This window comes from Corallococcus sp. CA049B (assembly GCF_003611685.1).
Classification (GTDB): Bacteria; Myxococcota; Myxococcia; order Myxococcales; family Myxococcaceae; genus Corallococcus; species Corallococcus coralloides.
Window position 1 is genome coordinate 1 of sequence record NZ_RAWC01000184.1, and the last position, 18,426, is coordinate 18,426.

Sequence of the window (18,426 nt, forward strand, 5' to 3'; positions counted from 1 at the left end):
CCACCACCACGTCCGCCCGCCCCTCCCGCAGGGCCCGGCCGGCGTCCAGCGTGGAGGGCAGGTCCACCCAGCGCACGTCGGAGGTGCGCAGCCCCGCCCGCGCCAGCACCCACAGGGCGAAGTAGTGCGACGAGCCGCCCGGATACACGCCCACCCGCTTGCCGCGCAGGCTGGCCAGGTCCGGCACGCCCACCGCCGCCATGGCCTCCTGGCCCCGGCTGCGCCCCACGAGCATCACCGTGCGCGGCGCCGCGTCCCTCAAGGCCGGGGCCCACGACGCGAGCCGGTCCACTGACAGGGCTGCCATGTCCACGCCGCCGTTCTCCGCGCCCACGGACAGGGCCTGCTTCAGCTCCTCCTCCCGGGCGAAGAGCACCGCGCGGGCGTCCAGGGCGTAGGCCGTCTTGAGCAGCCCCTGCGCGGCGCCCGGGGGCGTGGCGGGGTTGTCCAGGGTGGTGGCGCCGCCGGTGGCCACGAGCAGCGCGGAGGCGGAACCGCGCGGGGTGAAGCCGATGAGCACGGGCCTGAGCGGCACCGACGCCACGTCCGCCACCGGGGCCGCCACGCCCGCCGGGAAGTCGCCCGGGGACAGCCGCACCGCTTCACGGGTGGAGGGAAAGAAGCGCGCCTGCAGGCGGTCGAGGTAACCCGCCCGCGAGGCGAACACGTACCCCGCGCCCAGGACGCAGAGCGCGAGGAAGAGAAAGAGGCCGGGTCCGCGGTGCAGCTTCATCCGTGTGCGCCGGCCCCTTTCATGGGGGGAGACCTACTTGATCTCCACCTTCTTGCCGATGGTCTTTTCCGGACCGGCGCCCACGTCCGACACCGGCGCGGGGCTGTCCAGCAGGCCCATCTCCATCTTGAACTGCTTCACCAGCTCGTCGCCCTGGATCTTCTCCGCCTCTTCCTCGATGGCCGCGGCCTGGTGGTCCACCGACTCCAGCGCCATCTGCATGCGCGCCTCGTTGATGGCCGTCTTCTCCTGGACCTTGCGGAGCATCTCGTCGTGCGTGGAGTCCACGCCCGCGACGGTGAAGGACTCCATCGTGTCGGCGACCTTCGCCTGCCACTTGGCGCGCCGCGCGTCCCGGACGGCGTTCATCGCCTCCTGCGTCTTGCGGTCCTTCTCACGCATGAACGCCTTCTTGACGTTCAGGGCCTTCTCATAGGCCTGCTTCGCGATGTCCAGCTGCTGCTGGTTGCGCGCGAGGGCTTCCTTCTCCCCCTGGAGCTTGGTCGCGTAGGTGCCGGCCAGGTCGTCCCGGCCCGCCTGGATGGCGGCCTTGACCTTGGCGGTCAGCTCCCGCACGTCCTGCTGGTACTTCATGTTCTCCTTCTCGAGCAGCGTCACATTCGCCCGGACCATGGCGATGGACTCGTTCATCTTGGGGACCTGATCGTTCAGGTCACGGATGTTCTGCTCGAGAATCAGCTCCGGATCCTCGATGGAGGAGACGAAGAAGCCCGCGAAGCTCCGCATCGCTCTCTTGAATCGCTGCCACATGTCGGCTCTCACCTCCGCCTGTGCGTAATCCCAGTCACCTTACACGAACTCCGACGCCCACAAGCATCCGGCCGCAAGGCGCGTGTCACCGTGACTACGCCCGCCCGGAACGGATGATTGCCCCGGAACAGCCACCGCCCAGCTACCGCCTGGCCACCGCCCGCCAGCCCGGCCGGGTCCAGGGCCACCGGACAGCCCCCTCCCGCCACTCCCCGTCCCCTTAGGGGGCCACCCGGGGTCGCGAAAGACGCTGTGGCCATGAACTTGCCGGGTGGGGAGGAAGCGGGGAAAACAACCGTGTCGCATGGAACCGACCCCTCCCGTTGCCTTTGAAGACGAGCTCGCGCGGGTGGTGGCCGCCCAGCGCCGGCGCGTCGTGGGCGCGGGGGCGGCGGTGCGGCTGGTGGGAACGGTCGTGTTCTTCGCCGTCAGCCTGGGGCTGTGGCTGACGGGCGCCCGGGACTGGGCCCACTACCCGCCCCTGCTGCTCTGCTACGGCGGCGTGGTGGCGCTGCTGTTCGCGCTGCGCTCCAAGCCGGTCACGAAGCAGCTGGGGGTCGTCCAGTCGCTGGTGGACGTGGGGCTGGTGTTCGGTCTCCAGCAGCTGGCCCTGCCGGTGTCGCCCTTCCCCGAGGGCGTGGCGGGCTTCAGCCTGGGGCTGTTCGCGCTGGTGGTGGCGCTGTCCGGCCTGGAGCTGATGCCCTGGCTCGTCTACGGCACTGCGGGGCTGGCGTCGCTCTCCCAGGCCGTCCTCATGCACCAGGCGGGCGTGGGCCCGGGCGCCATGGCCGTGGCGGCGGTGACGCTGGTGCTGGTGGCGGCGGTGAGCCACTACGGCACCGGGCGGCTGCGGCACCTGGCCATGGACCTGTCGCACGCGGAGGTGTCCCGGCAGCTGGAGGCCCGCCGCACCCACGACGTGGAGGACGCCCACCGCACCATCGAGCGGATGCTGGCGGAGGCCCACGCGCGCAACGCCCAGCTGGAGGCGCTCCAGGCCCACCAGGAGCAGCTGATGCAGTTCCTGGTGCACGACCTGCGCTCGCCGCTGTCCGCCGTGACGCTGTCGCTGTCGTGGATGGAGCAGGAGCTGCCCATCGGCACGCCGATGGTGGAGTCCGTGCGCACGGGCCTGGCCGTCACCGCGCGCCTGGACCGGATGATCTCCGACCTGTTGGACGTGCCCCGGCTGGAGCAGGGCCGGCTGTCCCCGCGCAAGCAGCCCTTCCCGGTGGCGCCCCTCTTCGACGAGGTGCGCCGCTCGCTGGATGGCGCGGCCCGGCTGCGCAAGATCAGGCTGGAGCTGGCGTGCCCGCCGGGCTTCCAGCTGGTGGGCGACGCGGGCCTGCTCATCCGCGTGGTGGAGAACCTGGCCACCAACGCGCTCCGCTACGCCCCGTCCGGCGGGCGGGTGCGCCTGGAGGCCGGTGAGGCGGAGGGCTTCCAGTGGCTGGCGGTGCGCAACGACGGCATCGCCATTCCGCCGGAGGCGCGCGAGTCCCTCTTCGACAAGTACGTGCAGGGCAGCAGGGAGAAGGAGGGCCGCCGGGGCTACGGCCTGGGGCTGTACTTCTCCCGGCTGGCGGCGGAGGCCCACGGCGGGCGGCTGGCGGTGGAGGACGCGGAGGGCTGGTCCACGTCCTTCGTCCTGCGCCTGCCCCGCGCGAAGCCGGCCTCGCAGCCGTCCGTGGATCCGACGGCCGCCCAGCCGCGCCGCTAGGACGCCTTCAGCTTCGCCCGGGCGAAGAGCTTCGTCGCCTGCGTGCGGGCGTTGGCCAGCACCGCGTTCGCGTCCAGCGTGGTCAGCTCTCCCTCGCGCAGCACCAGCTTGCCGTCGATGAGGACGTGCGACACGTCCGTGGAGCGCGCCGAGTACACCAGCGGCCCCGTGACGTCCTCCGGCAGCGGGCAGAAGTGGAAGCCGCGCGTGTCCACCACGGTGAGGTCCGCGCGCTTGCCGGCCTCCACGGAGCCCACCTCGTCCTCCAGGCCCAGGGCGCGCGCGCCGTGCAGCGTGGCCATCTCCAGGACGTGCATGGGCGTCATCGCCACCGGGCCCACGCGCGGGTTGTGCAGCACGGACGCGAGCCGCATCTCGTGGAACAAATCCAGCGTGTTGTTGCACGGGGCGCCGTCCGCCCCCAGCGCCACGGGGATGCCGTCCTTCAAGAGCTCCGGCACGCGCGCGTAGCCGGACGCGAGCTTCAGGTTGGAGCCCGGGCAGTGGCACACCACGGTGCCGGACTCGCGCAAGAGGCGCTGCTCCTCGCCCTCCACCCACACGCAGTGGGCCAGGGTGACCTGGGGGCCCGTGAGCCCCAGCCCGTGGAAGAAGGCGATGTTGTCCTGGCCCGTCACCTGGCGGACCACGTCCGTCTCCGTGCGGTTCTCGCTGGCGTGCGAGTGGATGCGCACGCCCTTCTCCCGCGACAGCCGGCCCACCTCCCGCAGCAGCTCCGGCGAGCAGGACAGGGCGAAGCGCGGCGCGAACGCGTAGCGCAGGCGGTTGTCGTGGGTGCCGTGCCAGCGCTCCATCAGCGCCAGGCTCTCCGACAGGGAGTCCGCCGTCGTCTCGCGCAGGCCGGCGGGCACCTCCGCGCCGGAGTCCATCATCGCCTTGCCACCGACGAGCCGGAAGCCGCTGTCGCGCGCGGACTCGAAGACGGCGTCGTAGTGGTGCACGGTGCCCATGTCGAGCGCCGCCGTGGAGCCGGAGCGGATGAGCTCCGCGAAGGTGAGGTCCGCGCTGGCGCGCAGGGACGCCGCGTCGTGCGCCGCCTCCATGGGCCAGATGCGCTCCTTCAGCCAGTCCAGGAGCTCCCGCTTGTCCGCGTGGCCGCGGAACAGCGTCTGGCAGGCGTGCAGGTGGCCGTGGATGAGGCCGGGCATCACCACCTGCCCGGTGAGGTCCAGGACGCGGCGGGCGCCCTTCACCTTCAGGCCCCGGCCCACCTTGGCGATGCGCCCGTCCTGCACGAGCACGTCCGCGCGAGGCAGCACCTCGCGGTCCCGGTTCATGGTGACGACGGTGGCGCCAGTGAGAAGCAAGTCCACGTGGGAGATGTCCTAGAGGAAGGAACGGGTGAAGGCGTGCGGCAGCAGCTCGCTGAGCGGGTAGCGCGCCTCCTGCCCGCTGAGGGTGCGGCTTCGCACCGGAAGGTCAGGCCCGGCGAACTCCGCCATCACCTGGCGGCACATGCCGCACGGGGGGCAGGGCTCCGGAGTGTCCACGACGACGGCCACGGCCACCGGCTTCTCGCGGCCCTGGGCCACGCCCGCGGCGAACGCGTTGCGCTCCGCGCAGACGGTGAGGCCATAGGTGGCGTTCTCCACGTTGCAGCCGGCCACGATGGAGCCGTCCGCGTAGAGCACGGCGGCCCCCACGGGGAACCTGGAGTACGGCACGTGCGCGCGCTGACGCACCCGCAGGGCCTCCTCGAACAGCCGCTCCCAGGGAATCTCGTCCGCCATGCCGCCCTCCTTCGCGAGGGCGCCGTCCACCGGCGCCCGCGTCCATCCGGGGATGCCCTAGCGGGCGCCCCGGGGTTCATCCTTGCCCTGGTCGTCCAGGTGCCGGGCGATGGCCAGCTCCAGCTCCACCGGCAGCTCCAGGAAGCGCACGCGCACCACCGGGCCCGACATGCCGGCCTTGGGGGGCAGCACCTCGCCGCGCACCTGCACCTCTTCCAGGGACGGGGGCAGCGCGAAGCGCACCTCCACGGTCTGGCCCGGGTCCAGCGCCTCACCCACCCATCCCACGCCGCCCAGGGACAGGTCCCCGGCGCGGTCCAGGAAGGCTTCCGTCCCCTCCCGGCGGACCTTCAGACGCATGGGGACGCGGGGCGAGTCGCGCCGGTCCTCTCCCGTCCTGGTGTCCTGGTTCTCGTTCTGCTCGGACATCGCCGTCGTCTCCCTGCCGCTGCTGCTCTCGTATCCCACCCGGGTCGCGTTCCACCACCGCCCCGGGTCCAGGCCGGCGCATCATACGCGGGCCCGTCCGCTCCGTTGCTCCTGAAAATGCATCCCCCCGGGGCGATCAGGCTCCCGTGGAGCAGAACTGCTCGTAATCGATGAGCTCCACCTTCGCTCCCGGCGCGCACACCGGGCACTCCGGGTCCCGGCGCAGCTTGAGCTCCTGGAAGCGCGTGCCCAGCGCGTCAAAGGTGATGAGCCGCCCCACGAGCGACTCCCCCACCCCGAGCAGGAGCTTCAAGGCCTCCGTCGCCTGGAGCATCCCGATGAGCCCCGGCAGCACGCCCAGCACGCCCGCCTCCGCGCACGACGGCGCCAGCTCCGGCGGGGGCGGCGCGGGGTAGAGGCAGCGGTAGCAGGGCCCCTGGCCGGGCAGGAAGGTGGTCACCTGCCCCTCGAAGCGGAACACGGAGCCGTGGATGTTGGGCTTGCCCATCAGCACGCACGCGTCGTTGAGCAGGTAGCGCGTGGGGAAGTTGTCCCCGCCGTCCAGCACCAGGTCGAAGTCCGCGAGGATGCGCTCCACGTTGGCGGTGGTGAGCCGCTCCTGGAACGGCACCACCTTCACGTCCGGGTTGAGCGCCTCCAGGGCGGCCTTCGCGCTCTGGACCTTGGGCTGGCCCCGGCGCTCCAGGGTGTGCAGCACCTGCCGCTGGAGGTTGCTCAGGTCCACCACGTCCGCGTCCACCACGCCCAGCGTGCCCACGCCCGCCGCCGCCAGGTACAGCGCCGCCGGAGAGCCCAGGCCGCCCGCGCCCAGCAGCAGCACCTTCGACTCGAGGAGCTTCGCCTGCCCCTCCTCCCCCACCTCCGGGAGGATGAGGTGGCGGCGGTAGCGCTCCTTCTGCTCGGCGGAGAGGACGACGGGCTTCTCCACCGGGAGGGCCGCGTCGCTCCAGCGGTTGTAGCCACCCGCGAGCGAGGACACGCGCGTGTAGCCCATCTCCCGCAGCGTGCGGGCCGCGAGCGCGCTCCGGGTGCCGCCCGCGCAGTAGAGGACCAGCTCCTCGTCGCGGTCCGCCTTCTCCTCGATGCGCAGCTCCAGGTACCCGCGCGGGATGTGCACCGCGCCCGGGAGCCGGCCGCCCGCGTATTCGTCGGCCTCGCGCACGTCCACGAGCTTCACCTTCGAGCCGGAGCCCAGGAGCTTGTGCACGTGCTCATGGGAGACCTCGCGGATCTCCTTCTTCACTTCCGACAGCAGGTCGCGGAACGTGGGGGCCATGGGGCTTTGCGTAACTACTCCAGCCGCTCCAGCACCAGCGGGCGGGCCGCGGGCGCCTGGTCGCCGAACCGGTAGGCCGCGAGCAGCCGCGCCTTCACGTCCTCCACCGGACCGGCGTCGTTGTAGTGCACCTGCACCACGGGCTCGCCCTGCTTCACCGCGTCGCCCACCTTCTTGAGCAGCGTGAAGCCCACGGCCGGGTCGATGCGGCTGTCCACCCGCTGCCGGCCCGCGCCCAGCGCCACCGCCGCCAGACCCACGCCCTCCGTGTGGATGCCGGTGACGAAGCCGTCGCGCGGCGCCACCACGTCCGTCGTGGCCTTCGCCGTGGGCAGGAGCGAGTAGTCGTCGATGGAGCGCGGGTCTCCGCCCTGCACCTGGACGATCTCCTTGAGCTTCTTGATGGCGCTGCCGTCCTCCACGGAGCGGCGCAGCATCCCGCGCGCCTCCTCCACCGTGGCGGCCTTCTTGCCCAGCACCAGCATCTCCGCCGTCAGGGCGTAGGTGATTTCAGTGTAGTCGTCGGGCGCTTCGCCGCGGAGCATGTCCACGGCCTCGCGGACCTCCAGGGCGTTGCCCACCTGGCGGCCCAGGGGCTGATCCATGTCCGTGAGCAGGGCCACGACCTTGCGGTTCATCTCCGCGCCCAGGCCAATCATGGTGCGGGCCAGCACGCGCGCGTCGTCCGCCGTCTTCATGAAGGCGCCGCTGCCCACCTTCACGTCGAGCACCAGCGCGTCGATGCCCTCCGCCAGCTTCTTGCTCATGATGGACGACGCGATGAGCGGGATGCAGTCCACCGTCGCCGTCACGTCGCGCAGCGCGTAGAGCTTCTTGTCCGCGGGGGCCACCTGGGCCGTCTGGCCGATGAGGCAGCACCCCACCTCGCGCACCAGCCGGCGGTAGTCCGCGGTGGACAGGTTCACGTTGAAGCCGGGGATGGACTCCAGCTTGTCCAGGGTGCCGCCGGTGTGGCCCAGGCCGCGACCGGAAATCATGGGCACGGGCACGCCGCAGGCCGCAGCCAGGGGCGCCAGGCTCAGGGACACCTTGTCGCCCACGCCGCCGGTGGAGTGCTTGTCCACCTTGATGGCCGGCGTGTCGGAGAGGTCCAGCACCTCACCGGAGTGGAGCATGGCGCGGGCCCACGCCCCCAGCTCCTGGGAGTCCAGCCCCTTGAAGAAGATGGCCATGCACATGGCGGCCATCTGGTAGTCGGCCACGGTGCCGGCGGTGTACGCCTGGATGAACGCCTGGATGTCGGACGGGTCCAGCTTTCCGCCGTCGCGCTTGGCCTTGATGAGCTCGTAGGGTTGCACGGGGCAAGGCCATAGCAGAAGGAAAGCCCTGGCCGCATCTGGTAGATAGCGGGGCCCATGATGCTCCGCCGACTCCACGTGCTCGCCCTGGCCGCGCTCCTGTGCGCCTGCTCCAAGAAGTCCGAGGACGCCCCCAAGGCCCCCTCCCAGACTTCCACCGCCACGAAGCCCCCCGAGGGAAAACCCGTGGTCGTGGGGCTCGTCATCGACGTGGGCGGCCGGGGAGATCACTCGTTCAACGACGCGTCCCTGCGCGGCCTGGAGCTGTGGGCCGCCGGCAAGAAGTACGAGGGCGGCAAGTACGTGGACGCCCCCGCTGGCGAAGTGCGTCAGTCCATCTCCTCCGACCTCGCGGCGCTCGCACCGGAAGTGAAGCCGCTGCCCATCCAGCCGCTGGTGCTCCAGAGCAAGGCGCAGGAGGACTACGCCCCCAATCTCCAGCTGCTCGTGGAACAGGGCGCGAAGCTGACCATCGGCAACGGGTACCTGCTGGCCAACGCGGTGCGTGACGTGGCCACGGAGAACCCCGACGCGAAGTTCCTGCTCATCGACAGCCAGCTGCTGGATCCGCAGGGCAAGCCCAAGTCGCTGCCCAACGTGCGCACGGTGCTCTTCAAGGAGCAGGAGGGCAGCTTCCTGGTGGGCGCGCTGGCGGGGCTCGTGACGAAGACGAACAAGGTGGGCTTCGTGGGCGGCATTGAAGTCCCCCTCATCAAGCGCTTCGACGTGGGCTACCGCGCGGGCGTGCGCACCACGAACGCGAAGGCGGCGGACGCGCTGATGGCCGTGTACACGGGCAGCTTCAACAGCGTGTCCGCGGGCAAGGAGGTGGCGCAGGACCTCATCGCCAAGGGCGCGGACGTCATCTTCCACGCGGCGGGCACGGACGGCCTGGGCGTCATCCAGGCGGTGAAGGAGGCGCGGGCGGCGGGCAAGACGGTGTTCGCCATCGGCGTGGATTCGGATCAGTCGCACCTGGCGCCGGACGCCATCCTCACGTCCATGGTGAAGCACAGCGACCTGGCCGTGTACCAGGCGGCGAAGGACCTGGTGGACGGCAAGCTGACGGCGGGTGAGCAGGTGCTGGGCCTGAAGGAGAACGGCGTGGGCATGGCGGACGTGCGCGTGGAGTTCCCGGGCAAGGCGGAGGCGCTCCAGAAGGTGGAGGAGCTGCGGCAGCAGATCCTCGCCGGGAAGATTTCCGTGCCGGGCACGCAGGCGGAGCTGTCCTCCTTCCTGGTCGCGCAGCCCTGATCTCCCTCCAGCACATCGCGAAGCGCTTCGGGTCGTGCGTGTCCCTGGAGGACGCGTCGCTGGACATCGTCCCGGGGGAGCTGCTCGCCGTGGTGGGCGAGAACGGCGCGGGCAAGTCCAGCCTGATGAACGTGCTCTACGGGCTGTACCACCCGGACGCGGGCACGTTCCTGATGGACGGCAAGCCGGTGCGCTTCAAGAGCCCGCGCGACGCCATCGCGAAGGGCATTGGCATGGTGCACCAGCACTTCATGCTCGTGCCCACGCTGACGGTGGCGGAGAACGTGGTGCTGGGCCGCGAGCCCACGAAGCGCGGCCTCTTGGACCTGGACCGCGCCTGTGACGAGGTGGCGGCCACCGCGAAGCGCTTCGGCTTCCAGTTGGACCCGCGGGCCCGCGTGGACACGCTCACGGTGGGCTCGCAGCAGAAGGTCGAAATCGTCAAGGCGCTGCACCGGGGCGCGCAGGTGCTCATCCTGGACGAGCCCACCGCCGTGCTCACGCCGCAGGAGTCCGACGAGCTGTCGCAGGTGATGCGCGGGCTGGTGGCGCAGGGCCGCACGGTGGTGCTGATCAGCCACAAGCTGAAGGAGGTGCTGGGCGTGGCGGACCGCGTGGCGGTGATGCGCCGGGGCCGCACCGTGGCGGAGGTGCGCGCCAGCGAAACCACCGTCTCCGCGCTGGCCGCGCTGATGGTGGGGGAAGGATCCAAGGGCGCCGCGATGACCGGCGTGCCCGCGACGGCCGTCGAAACCACCGGCCTGTCGGGAACAGGCACCACTGGCGCGACGGAGGCCCTGCCCCCCGCGCCCGTTGAAGCTGGCGCGCCCGCGACTTCGACGGGCCCGGTCGTGCTCGAAGCGAAGGACCTGCGGGCCACGGGTGACAACGGCCGTCCGGCGCTCCAGGGCGTGAGCCTCACCGTGCGCGCGGGCGAAATCGTCGGCATCGCCGGGGTGGACGGCAACGGACAGCGCGAGCTGGCCGAAGTCCTCACGGGCCTGCGCGAGTTGGACGCCGGTGAGGGCACGCTGCTCGGCGGTCCGCTGGAGGGGCTGACCCCGGCGCTGGCGAAGGCGCGCGGCGTGGGCCACGTCCCCGAGGACCGCCTGGCCCGCGCGGTGGTGAAGGCCATGACGGTGGAGGAGAACGTGGCCTTGGGCCGCCACCGTCAGCCGCCGTTCGCGCGCGGGCCGTGGGTGGACTTCAAGGGCCGCCGCGAGCGAACGAACCAGCTGCTGACCGGCTACGACGTGCGCCCGAACGACCCGGTGGTGGCGCTCCAGGCGCTGTCCGGCGGCAACCAGCAGAAGGTCGTGGTGGCGCGCGAGCTAGACGCGGATCCGAAGCTGCTCGTCGTCGTGCAGCCCACGCGCGGGCTGGACATTGGCGCGGTGGCGCAGGTGCATGAACGCCTTCGTGACGCGAAGGCGCGGGGTGCGGGAGTGGTGATGGTGTCGCTGGACCTGGAGGAGGTGCTGGCCCTGTCCGACCGCGTCTACGTCCTCTACGAGGGCCGCGTGACGGGGCACTTCCCGCGCAAGGACCTGGACGAGCGCGAGCTGGGCCGCCGCATGCTGGGCGCGGAGGGAAGCCATGGGTGAGCGGGCGCGGCAGGTGCTGCCGTCGGTGCTCTCCGTGCTGCTGGCGCTCGCGGTGTGCTGGCTGCTCATCGCCATCACGCGCGACGCGGACACCGCCACGCGCGCCTATGTCCAGATGCTCTGGGGCGGCGTGGGCAACTGGCCCGCGTTCCTGGACGGAGGCAGCGCCACCAGCGTGACGCGTCCCCTGGGCGAGGCCGCGATGAAGGCCGCGCTGCTCACCCTCACCGGCCTGTCCGTGGCGGTGGCCTTCAAGGTGGGCCTGTTCAACATCGGCGCGCAGGGACAGATGATCTGGGGCGCGCTGGCGGCGGCGCTCGTGGGCGCGCACGTGTCGCTGCCCAGCATGCTGCACGTCCCGCTGGCCCTCATCGCCGCGGCGGTGGCGGGCGCGGCGTGGGCGAGCATCGCGGGCGTGCTGAAGCTCAAGCGCGGCGTGCACGAGGTCATCTCCACCATCATGCTCAACTGGGTGGCGGTGAGCCTGGTGGACAACTGGCTCGTCATCGGTCCGCTGCGAGCCGTGGCGGAGGGCGCGTCGTCCATCACCGGCACCGCCGAAATCCTCCCCTCCGCGCAGCTGCCCCGGCTCTTGGGTGACAGCTCGCGCCTCAACCTGGGCTTCCCGCTGGCGCTCGCCGCGGCGCTGGGCGTCTGGGTGTGGCTGACCCGCACGCGCTCCGGCTACGAGACGCGCGCCGTGGGCCTCACCCCGGAAGCGGCCCGGGCCGCGGGCATCCCCACGCTGTGGCGCGCGGGCGGGGCCATGGCGCTCGCGGGCGCGCTGGCGGGCCTGGCCGGCGCGGTGCTGGTCCTGGGCACGGAGGGCCGCTACCCGGGCTCGCTGGGCGCCCCGTACGGCTTCGACGGCATCGCCATCGCGCTCATCGGCAACAACCACCCGCTGGGCGCGGCGCTGTCCGCGATCGTCTTCGGCATCCTGCGCGCGGGCGGCACGCGCATGCAGCTGCTGGGCGTGCACAAGAGCTTCCCGGAGCTCATCCAGGGCTTCGCGCTGCTCTTCGTCGCGGGCCGCATGGTGTGGCTGGCCCTGCTGGCGCGGCGCCAGAAGCGGGCCCAAGCCCCGGCCCAGGGTCCGGCCCAGGCCGGAGCGGAGGTGCCCCGTGTTTGAGGTGCTCCACTCGCTCCTCTTCTCCACCCTGGACGCGGCCCCCGCCCTGGTGTTCGCCGCGCTGGGCGCCATGCTCTCCGAGCGCGCGGGCGTGGTGAGCGTGGGCGTGGAGGGCATGATGCGCACCGGCGCCTTCTGCGCGGCCGTGGCGGCGCTCGTGATGCCCACGCCGCTCGCGGTGGGGGTGGGCATGGCCGCGGGCGCCGGCATCGCCTCGGTGCATGGCTTCCTCAGCATCCGCTGGCGGTCGGATCAGGTCGTCTCCGGCATGGCCCTCAACCTGGTGGCCATGGCCGGCGGCACCTACCTGCTGGAGTCGTTCTTCGGCCCCAACGGCACGCCCTCCATCACCCAGCTGCCGCGCTGGAACGTCCCGGGCCTGTCCCAGGTCCCGCTGCTGGGCGCGCTGTCCGGCCACGCGGCGCCCACGTACCTGGCGCTCACCCTGCCCTTCGTCTTCCACCTGCTCCTGTCGCGCACGCCGCTGGGCCTGCGCCTGCGCGCCGTGGGCGACAAGCCGCACGCGGTGGCCACGCTGGGCCTGTCCGTGCCCGCCCTGCGCTGGGGCGCGGTGCTGGGCGGCGGGATGATGGCGGGCCTGGGGGGCGCGGTGCTGTCCACCACCGTCCTGGACCGCTTCGAACAGCACACCCCCTCCGGCCTGGGCTTCATGGCCCTGGCCGCAATGGTCTTCGGCCGCTGGACGCCCCTGGGCGCCTTCGCCGCCGCGCTCTTCTTCGCCGCCGGCAACGCGCTGAGGATCGGCCTGGCCTCCAGCGCTCCCTGGCTCCTCGAGCTGGTTCCCCAGGGCTTCCTGCTCGCCCTGCCCTACCTGTTGACCCTCCTCGTCCTGGCGCTCCAGGGCCAGCGGGGCCACGCCCCCGCCGCGCTCGGCGTTCCGTTCGAGCAGGAATCCCGCTGACCATTTTGAGAGGGAAAGGGTAATCCAGGACCCGGGTCGCAAATCACTTTTGGTCAGGTTCGACCTGCCAAAGCTGAAGCGCTCACCTGCCCTGATGCGTCTGGTCATTGTCCGGCGATCCGCCAACCCCCTGACCTTATTGGATCACGCTTTTCGGACTTTCCAGTGTGGGCTGATCTGCCGTTGGGTGGACGTCCGGCATGCCGCTGGCATGGGAGTGTGACCATGTCGGATTGCGTAGCGGGTACCGAGCAGGCGCAGCATCCAGGCCTGAGCGGTTCCGGGACGCGGTCCCCCGGGTTCGGGACAGCGCCTGCGGGCGTTGGCCGATCCGGTTTCCAGGCTGGGGTGGCATGAACATGCAGACGACGGGAACAGGCTCGACGTCACCCCAGCGCCCGCGGGTCATCGCGGTGGACGTGGAGTCCGGCGGCATCGAGCGGGTGCGCTCCATCCTGACGCCGGCCGGCTACGACGTGCTGCCCGCGAGCGGGACGACCGCCGCGCTGGAGGCGGTGTCGCGCCACTCCGCGGACCTGGTGCTGCTGGACGTGGAGCGGGCCCGCACGGTGGGCCTGGCCGCGTACCGGCGCCTTCGCGAGGAGCTCTCCCCGCCGCAGTTCCCCATCCTCATGCTCACGCCTTCCGCGGACCGCCAGACGCGCCGCGAGGTGTTGGAGGCAGGTGTGGACGACTTGCTGACGACTGAACCGCTGGATCCGCTGGAGCTGAAGGTGCGCGTCCACACCCTGCTGGAGCTCAAGGCGCACCGCGAGCAGGGCGGCCTCCAGGAAGTGCTCCAGGACCCGCGCACGCGCTGGGTGCGCATGGAGCGCCTGGCCCGCGTGGGCACCCTCGCCGCGGACCTGGCCACGCAGATGGACCAGCTGGGCGTGGGCCTGCAGCGGGCGCTGGAGCACGTGCGCGCCCGCGCCGCCCAGGGGCTGCCCCCGGACTCGGAGGAGCTGCTCAAGCTGGGCGTGGCGGGCGAGCAGATGCGCCTGCACGGCCAGCACCTGCTGTCCCTGGGCCCCACGGGCCCCAAGGACATCCAGCGCTTCGACCTGCGGGAGGTGGTGCCGGAGGTGGTGTCGCGCCTGCGCGCCGCCGGGCGCCTGGGCCGCGCGGACGTGCGCGCGGTGCTGCCGGAGGACCCCATCGCCGTCGTGTTCAACCGCCGTCAGGTGGAGCAGGTGGTGACGGAGCTGGTCTGCAACGCGGTGGACGCCGTGGAGGACGTGAAGGACCGGCCGCGCGTGGTGCAGGTGGGCGTGGAGATGCCGGACATGTTCGGTGAGTTCGGCCCCCAGCTCTTCGTGAAGGACACCGGCATCGGCATCTTCGAGGACGAGCTGCAGGCCATCTTCTCGCCGTACTACACGACCAAGGCCCCGGAGAAGAGCGTGGGCCTGGGCCTCACGGTGGCGCGCACCCTGGTGGAGAGCATGGGCGGCAAGCTGACCGTGAAGAGCCGCGTCAACCTGGGCAGCACCTTCACGGTGGAGCTGCCCGAGCAGACGTCGTCCTGGTAGCCGCTTTCGAAGCCACCACACGGGCGGGGAAGCACGTCCCCGCCCGCGTGACGCCGGCTAGAAGCGGTAGGCCACGCCCGCCAGCGCTTCCATCGTGAAGTAGCTGTCGTCGAAGCGCGGGACGATGGAGGGCCCCAGCCGCAGGTTGAAGTTCACGTTGAGGTTGTTGTTCACGTAGTACTCCAGGCCGCCTCCGAAGAGGATGGGGATGACCGGCCCGATGCCCTCGCCGAAGTAGACGTTGAACGGCACGTCGAGGCCGGCGTTGATCATCAGCGCGCTGCCCACGGGGATGCCCACCACGAACGCCACCGGCAGCGCCATGCCGAACATCGTGTTTCCCCGGGGGAAGTAGACGAACGGCCCCGGCTGGAAGGTGACGCCGAAGGACACCTTGTCCGTCCGGGCGATCATCACCCGCAGCCAGCCCTGGAGCTTGAGGCCCGCGTCGGACGCGTCCACCAGGCCCTCACGGCCCCAGTTGAAGCTGAACTTGCCGCCGATATCCACGGTGTCCGAGCCGCCGTGGAGCAGGCCCAGCGACAGGCCCGGGAAGCCGATCTGCGCACTGAACACGTTGCGGCCCGAGCCGACGGTCTCCGCCGCCAGCAGGGACCAGCCCTGACCGCGAGCCATCGCGGTGCCGGGGACGGCCAGGAGCACGGCCAGGAGGAAACCAGGAATCAAGCGCTTCACGAGGTTCCTTTCAGCGAAGGGCCGCGGCACGGGAGCCACGACCCGTTGGGTTGAGTTGAAGGGTGATTCAGGACTCAGGCCGGCTGGCCGCGTTCGCGAGCCAGGGCCAGGAAGGCGTCGATGAGGGCGGCCAGCTTCGCCTCCGCGCGCTGACGGGCCTGGGGGAGCGGCTCGCCGGGGGCGGGCGTCTCCTTGTGCTCGAAGTAGTATTTGATCTTCGGCTCGGTGCCGGAGGGGCGCAGGGTGACGCGGCCGCCGCCCTCCAGCGCGAAGGCGACGACGTTGGACGGAGGCAGGCCCCCCTCCCCCTTCTCGTAGTCGCGCACGGCGCTCACCGGGGTGCCGCCGATGTTCGCGGGCGGCGACGCGCGGAAGGCCTGCATGATGGCGCGGATGGTCTGCGCGCCGGCCGCGCCCGGGAGCGTCACGTTGCGCTGGGCGCCCACGTGCAGGCCGAAGCGGCGCTGGATCTCCTCCAGGTAGCCCAGCACCGTCACGCCGCGCGCCTCGCACCACGCGGCCATGTCCGCGACCACCAGGGCCGCGCCCACGCCGTCCTTGTCGCGCGTGGCGGTGCCCACGGTGTAGCCGAGCGCCTCCTCGTAGCCGAAGACGAACTGCGTGCCCTCCTTCGCCGTGCGCTCCAGGGCGCGGTTGGCGATCCACTTGAAGCCGGTGAGGACCTCGTCGTACGCGGCGTCCAGCCCGCGCGCGATTTCGCCCAGCTGCGTGGAGGACACGATGGTGGTGACGACGTGCGGGCGCGCGCGCTTCGTCCCCTGCGTGAGGACGTAGTGGCCCAGGAGCACGCCGACTTCATTGCCGGTGAGCAGGCGCAGCTTCCCGGAGGCATCCCGCGCCATCACCGCGAGCCGGTCCGCGTCCGGGTCGTTGGCCAGCACCAGGTCCGCCTTCACGCGCTCCGCCGTGGCGAGCGACAGGTCCATGGCGCCCGGCTCTTCGGGGTTGGGGAAGCGCACGGTGGGGAAGCGGCCGTCGGGCTGCTGCTGCTCGGCCACCGGCGTCACGCGCGGGAAGCCCGCCTCCTTGAGCGCGAGCGCCGCCCACGCGCCGCCCACGCCGTGCATGGCGGTGTAGACGATGGACAGCGTGTCACTGCCCTTGCGGTACAGGCGCAGGTCCAGGATGGCGCGCAGGTACGCGTGGCCCACGTCCTCCGGCAGGTCGCGCCACAGCCCCTTCGCGCGGCCTTGCGCGGGCGTGAGCAGCGGCACTTCGTTGGCGGGCTCCACCTTCGCGATGGCGTCCGCGATGCCCACGTCCTGCGGCGGGACGATTTGAGCGCCGTTGCCCCAGTAGACCTTGTAGCCGTTGTACTCGGGGGGGTTGTGGCTGGCGGTCACCATCACCGCGGCGGCGGCGTTGAGGTGCAGCACGGCGAACGCGGTGACGGGCGTGGGCACCGGCTCCGGGAAGACGTGCGCGGGGATGCCCTCCGCGGCGAACACGGCGGCGGTGTCCTCCGCCAGCTCGCGGCTCAGCCGGCGGGCGTCACGGCCCACCACCACGCCGCGCGTGGTGACGTCCGGCACGGTGGCCTTGAGGTAGCGCGCCAGGCCCGCGGTGGTGCGGCGCACGACGGCGCGGTTCATCCGGTTGGGGCCGGCGCCCAGCACGCCGCGCAGGCCGGCGGTGCCGAACTCCAGGTCCTGCGCGAAGCGGTCCGCCAGGTCCGCCCAGTCCTGCTTCGCGAGCACATTGGCCAGCTCCGCCTGGGTCTCCGGGTCCGGATCCGCCTTGCGCCAGGCCTCCGCCCGCTCCCTGAGTCCGGTCGTGTCCATCGCGCGTTGCCTCGTCGTTGAAGAAGGGGGTTTTCAGCTCTTGTAGTCGGTGAGGTGCTTGCGGCGCACCGGCCCCTTGGGGCCGTCCTTGTTGTTCTGGCACGCGACGCAGAACTCCGCGTAGGGCATGGCCTTGAGGCGGCCCATGGGAATCTCGTCGCCGCACTCCTCGCACTCGCCGAAGGAGTCCGGGTCCTCGCGCAGCTTGCCCAGGGCCTTCACCACGCGCGCCAGCGTGCCGTCGGTGTTGCGGTTCCGGCTGGAGGCGATGGCCTGCATCATCTCGTTGAGGGGCTGCTCGTCCTCGTCGCCGCCCACGCGCGCCTCGTCGGTGCGGTTGGGCTCGATGCGCATGGGCGTCTTCCCGGTCAGCTCCGCGTGGAGCGCGAGCAACTGCTGCAGGAAGTCCTCTCGCTGCTTCGGGGTCACGGTGCGCGTCTCCGTAAAAAGGTCAGTACTGCGCGGTGGAGATCTGCCCGGTGACGATGGCCACGGACGCGGAAGCCCCCAGGCGGTTGGCGCCCGCGCGGATGAGCTTCACGGCGTCCTCGGCGGAGCGCACGCCGCCGGAGGCCTTCACGCCCACCTCGTCGCCCACCACCGCGCGCATCAATTCGATGTCCTTCACCGTGGCGCCGCCGGGCCCGAAGCCGGTGGACGTCTTCACGAACGCGGCGCCCGCGGCCTTGGACAGCGCGCACGCGACGACCTTCTCCTCGTCCGTGAGGTGGCCCGTCTCCAGGATGACCTTCACGGGGAGGGGGTGGCTGGCCTCCACCACCGCGGCGATGTCCTGGTGCACGCGCTGGTAGTCGTGCGCCTTGAGCGCGCCCAGGTTGAGCACCATGTCGATTTCACGCGCGCCCGCGCGGATGGCCTCGCGCGCCTCGAAGGCCTTCGCGGACGACAGCGCGGCCCCCAGGGGGAAGCCCACCACGGCGATGGGCACGGAGTTCGAACCGGCCAGCACGCGCGCGGCGGTGGCCACGTGGCAGCTGTTCACGCACACGGTGGCGAAGCCGTACTGACGGGCCTCCTCGGCCACGCGCACGATGTCCTCCGTGCGCGCCTCCGGCTTGAGCAGCGTGTGGTCGATGTACGGGGCCAGGTCCGAGGCCTTCACGAGGGTGGCCGGGTCCACGCGCGCGGTGGCGGTCTTCACGCCGGGCGGGCGCGGGGCTTCCGGGGTCAGGACGGCGGCGGGCGCGGGCGGCACCGCCTCCTGCTGGAGCTTCCAGGCGTGCAGGCGATGACGGGCCTGGTCGACCAGCTCTTCCAGGGCGGTGAAGAAGGCTTCGGCGTCGGACGGCATGCCGCGCCCCTTAGCCCACTCCCGGCCCTCGGGGAAGCGCTCGCGGGAGGAGAGGCCACCCGGTCAACGCACGGGGTGCCGCGAAGGGGAGCGGGGCTGTAGAGTTCCAACCCGTGAAGGTCTTCGCGCGGCTGCTCGCCCTCCTTGTCCTC

Annotated in this window: 16 protein-coding genes and 1 pseudogene; 6 read left to right on the top strand and 11 right to left on the bottom strand. The window is 71.6% G+C overall.

From position 1 onward, the window contains the following. Nucleotides 1-733 (bottom strand): annotated as a pseudogene (locus D7W82_RS29770) (hypothetical protein); the annotation flags it as partial. A 33-nt stretch (nt 734-766) separates the two neighbouring features. Continuing rightward, the gene (locus D7W82_RS29775) at nt 767-1,504 is read right to left on the bottom strand and encodes a PspA/IM30 family protein (RefSeq protein WP_120528049.1); all 738 of its coding nucleotides are present in this window, start codon (nt 1,502-1,504) and stop codon (nt 767-769) included. Nucleotides 1,505-1,808: 304 nt separating this feature from the next. Between D7W82_RS29775 and D7W82_RS29780 the strand changes: the two genes are divergently transcribed. After that, nucleotides 1,809-3,224 carry a sensor histidine kinase KdpD gene (locus D7W82_RS29780; RefSeq protein WP_120621574.1) on the top strand — a complete coding sequence of 472 codons (1,416 nt, stop codon included), beginning with the start codon at nt 1,809-1,811 and terminating at the stop codon, nt 3,222-3,224. Here D7W82_RS29780 and D7W82_RS29785 read toward each other — a convergent pair. From D7W82_RS29785 to D7W82_RS29805, 5 genes are all read right to left on the bottom strand, one after another. Continuing rightward, entirely contained in the window at nt 3,221-4,558 is a 1,338-nt protein-coding gene (locus D7W82_RS29785; RefSeq protein WP_120566739.1) for a 5'-deoxyadenosine deaminase, read from the bottom strand. The genes D7W82_RS29780 and D7W82_RS29785 overlap by 4 nt on opposite strands. A gap of 12 nt (nt 4,559-4,570) precedes the next feature. Next, on the bottom strand, nt 4,571-4,975 hold the full coding sequence (locus tag D7W82_RS29790; RefSeq protein ID WP_120621586.1) for a cytidine deaminase: 405 nt from the start codon (nt 4,973-4,975) through the stop codon (nt 4,571-4,573). A 57-nt stretch (nt 4,976-5,032) separates the two neighbouring features. Further along, the gene (locus D7W82_RS29795) at nt 5,033-5,443 is read right to left on the bottom strand and encodes a PilZ domain-containing protein (protein ID WP_233588014.1); all 411 of its coding nucleotides are present in this window, start codon (nt 5,441-5,443) and stop codon (nt 5,033-5,035) included. A 97-nt stretch (nt 5,444-5,540) separates the two neighbouring features. Further along, nucleotides 5,541-6,701: a molybdopterin-synthase adenylyltransferase MoeB gene (gene moeB / locus D7W82_RS29800; RefSeq protein WP_120621576.1), complete on the bottom strand. Its 1,161-nt coding sequence runs from the start codon at nt 6,699-6,701 to the stop codon at nt 5,541-5,543. A 14-nt stretch (nt 6,702-6,715) separates the two neighbouring features. Beyond that, a complete protein-coding gene (locus tag D7W82_RS29805; protein ID WP_120621577.1) occupies nt 6,716-8,020 on the bottom strand; it encodes a thymidine phosphorylase in 1,305 nt (434 codons plus the stop codon). A 60-nt stretch (nt 8,021-8,080) separates the two neighbouring features. Here D7W82_RS29805 and D7W82_RS29810 point away from each other — a divergent pair, with 60 nt between their 5' ends. The 5 genes from D7W82_RS29810 to D7W82_RS29830 all read left to right on the top strand — a co-directional run bounded on the left by D7W82_RS29810 (nt 8,081) and on the right by D7W82_RS29830 (nt 14,464). Further along, nucleotides 8,081-9,274: a BMP family protein gene (locus tag D7W82_RS29810; protein WP_120621587.1), complete on the top strand. Its 1,194-nt coding sequence runs from the start codon at nt 8,081-8,083 to the stop codon at nt 9,272-9,274. Nucleotides 9,275-9,312: 38 nt separating this feature from the next. Next, nucleotides 9,313-10,878, top strand: a complete 1,566-nt coding sequence (locus tag D7W82_RS29815) for an ABC transporter ATP-binding protein (RefSeq protein WP_120621578.1) — start codon at nt 9,313-9,315, stop codon at nt 10,876-10,878. After that, a complete protein-coding gene (locus D7W82_RS29820) occupies nt 10,871-12,010 on the top strand; it encodes an ABC transporter permease (protein ID WP_120621579.1) in 1,140 nt (379 codons plus the stop codon). Before D7W82_RS29815 ends, D7W82_RS29820 begins: the two co-directional genes overlap by 8 nt. After that, nucleotides 12,003-12,932, top strand: a complete 930-nt coding sequence (locus D7W82_RS29825) for an ABC transporter permease (protein ID WP_120621580.1) — start codon at nt 12,003-12,005, stop codon at nt 12,930-12,932. Before D7W82_RS29820 ends, D7W82_RS29825 begins: the two co-directional genes overlap by 8 nt. A gap of 353 nt (nt 12,933-13,285) precedes the next feature. Continuing rightward, nucleotides 13,286-14,464 carry a sensor histidine kinase gene (locus D7W82_RS29830; RefSeq protein WP_120621581.1) on the top strand — a complete coding sequence of 393 codons (1,179 nt, stop codon included), beginning with the start codon at nt 13,286-13,288 and terminating at the stop codon, nt 14,462-14,464. Between the two features lie 57 nt (nt 14,465-14,521). Here the strand turns inward: D7W82_RS29830 and D7W82_RS29835 are convergent, their stop codons facing one another. The 4 genes from D7W82_RS29835 to deoC all read right to left on the bottom strand — a co-directional run bounded on the left by D7W82_RS29835 (nt 14,522) and on the right by deoC (nt 18,274). Beyond that, nucleotides 14,522-15,160, bottom strand: a complete 639-nt coding sequence (locus tag D7W82_RS29835) for a hypothetical protein (RefSeq protein ID WP_171426440.1) — start codon at nt 15,158-15,160, stop codon at nt 14,522-14,524. Nucleotides 15,161-15,234: 74 nt separating this feature from the next. Then, nucleotides 15,235-16,962, bottom strand: coding sequence for a phospho-sugar mutase (locus tag D7W82_RS29840; protein ID WP_120621583.1), 1,728 nt, complete (start codon nt 16,960-16,962; stop codon nt 15,235-15,237). Between the two features lie 33 nt (nt 16,963-16,995). Next, entirely contained in the window at nt 16,996-17,391 is a 396-nt protein-coding gene (locus D7W82_RS29845) for a TraR/DksA family transcriptional regulator (protein ID WP_120621584.1), read from the bottom strand. Nucleotides 17,392-17,413: 22 nt separating this feature from the next. Further along, a complete protein-coding gene (gene deoC, locus D7W82_RS29850; protein ID WP_120621585.1) occupies nt 17,414-18,274 on the bottom strand; it encodes a deoxyribose-phosphate aldolase in 861 nt (286 codons plus the stop codon). Nucleotides 18,275-18,426: the final 152 nt, after the last annotated feature.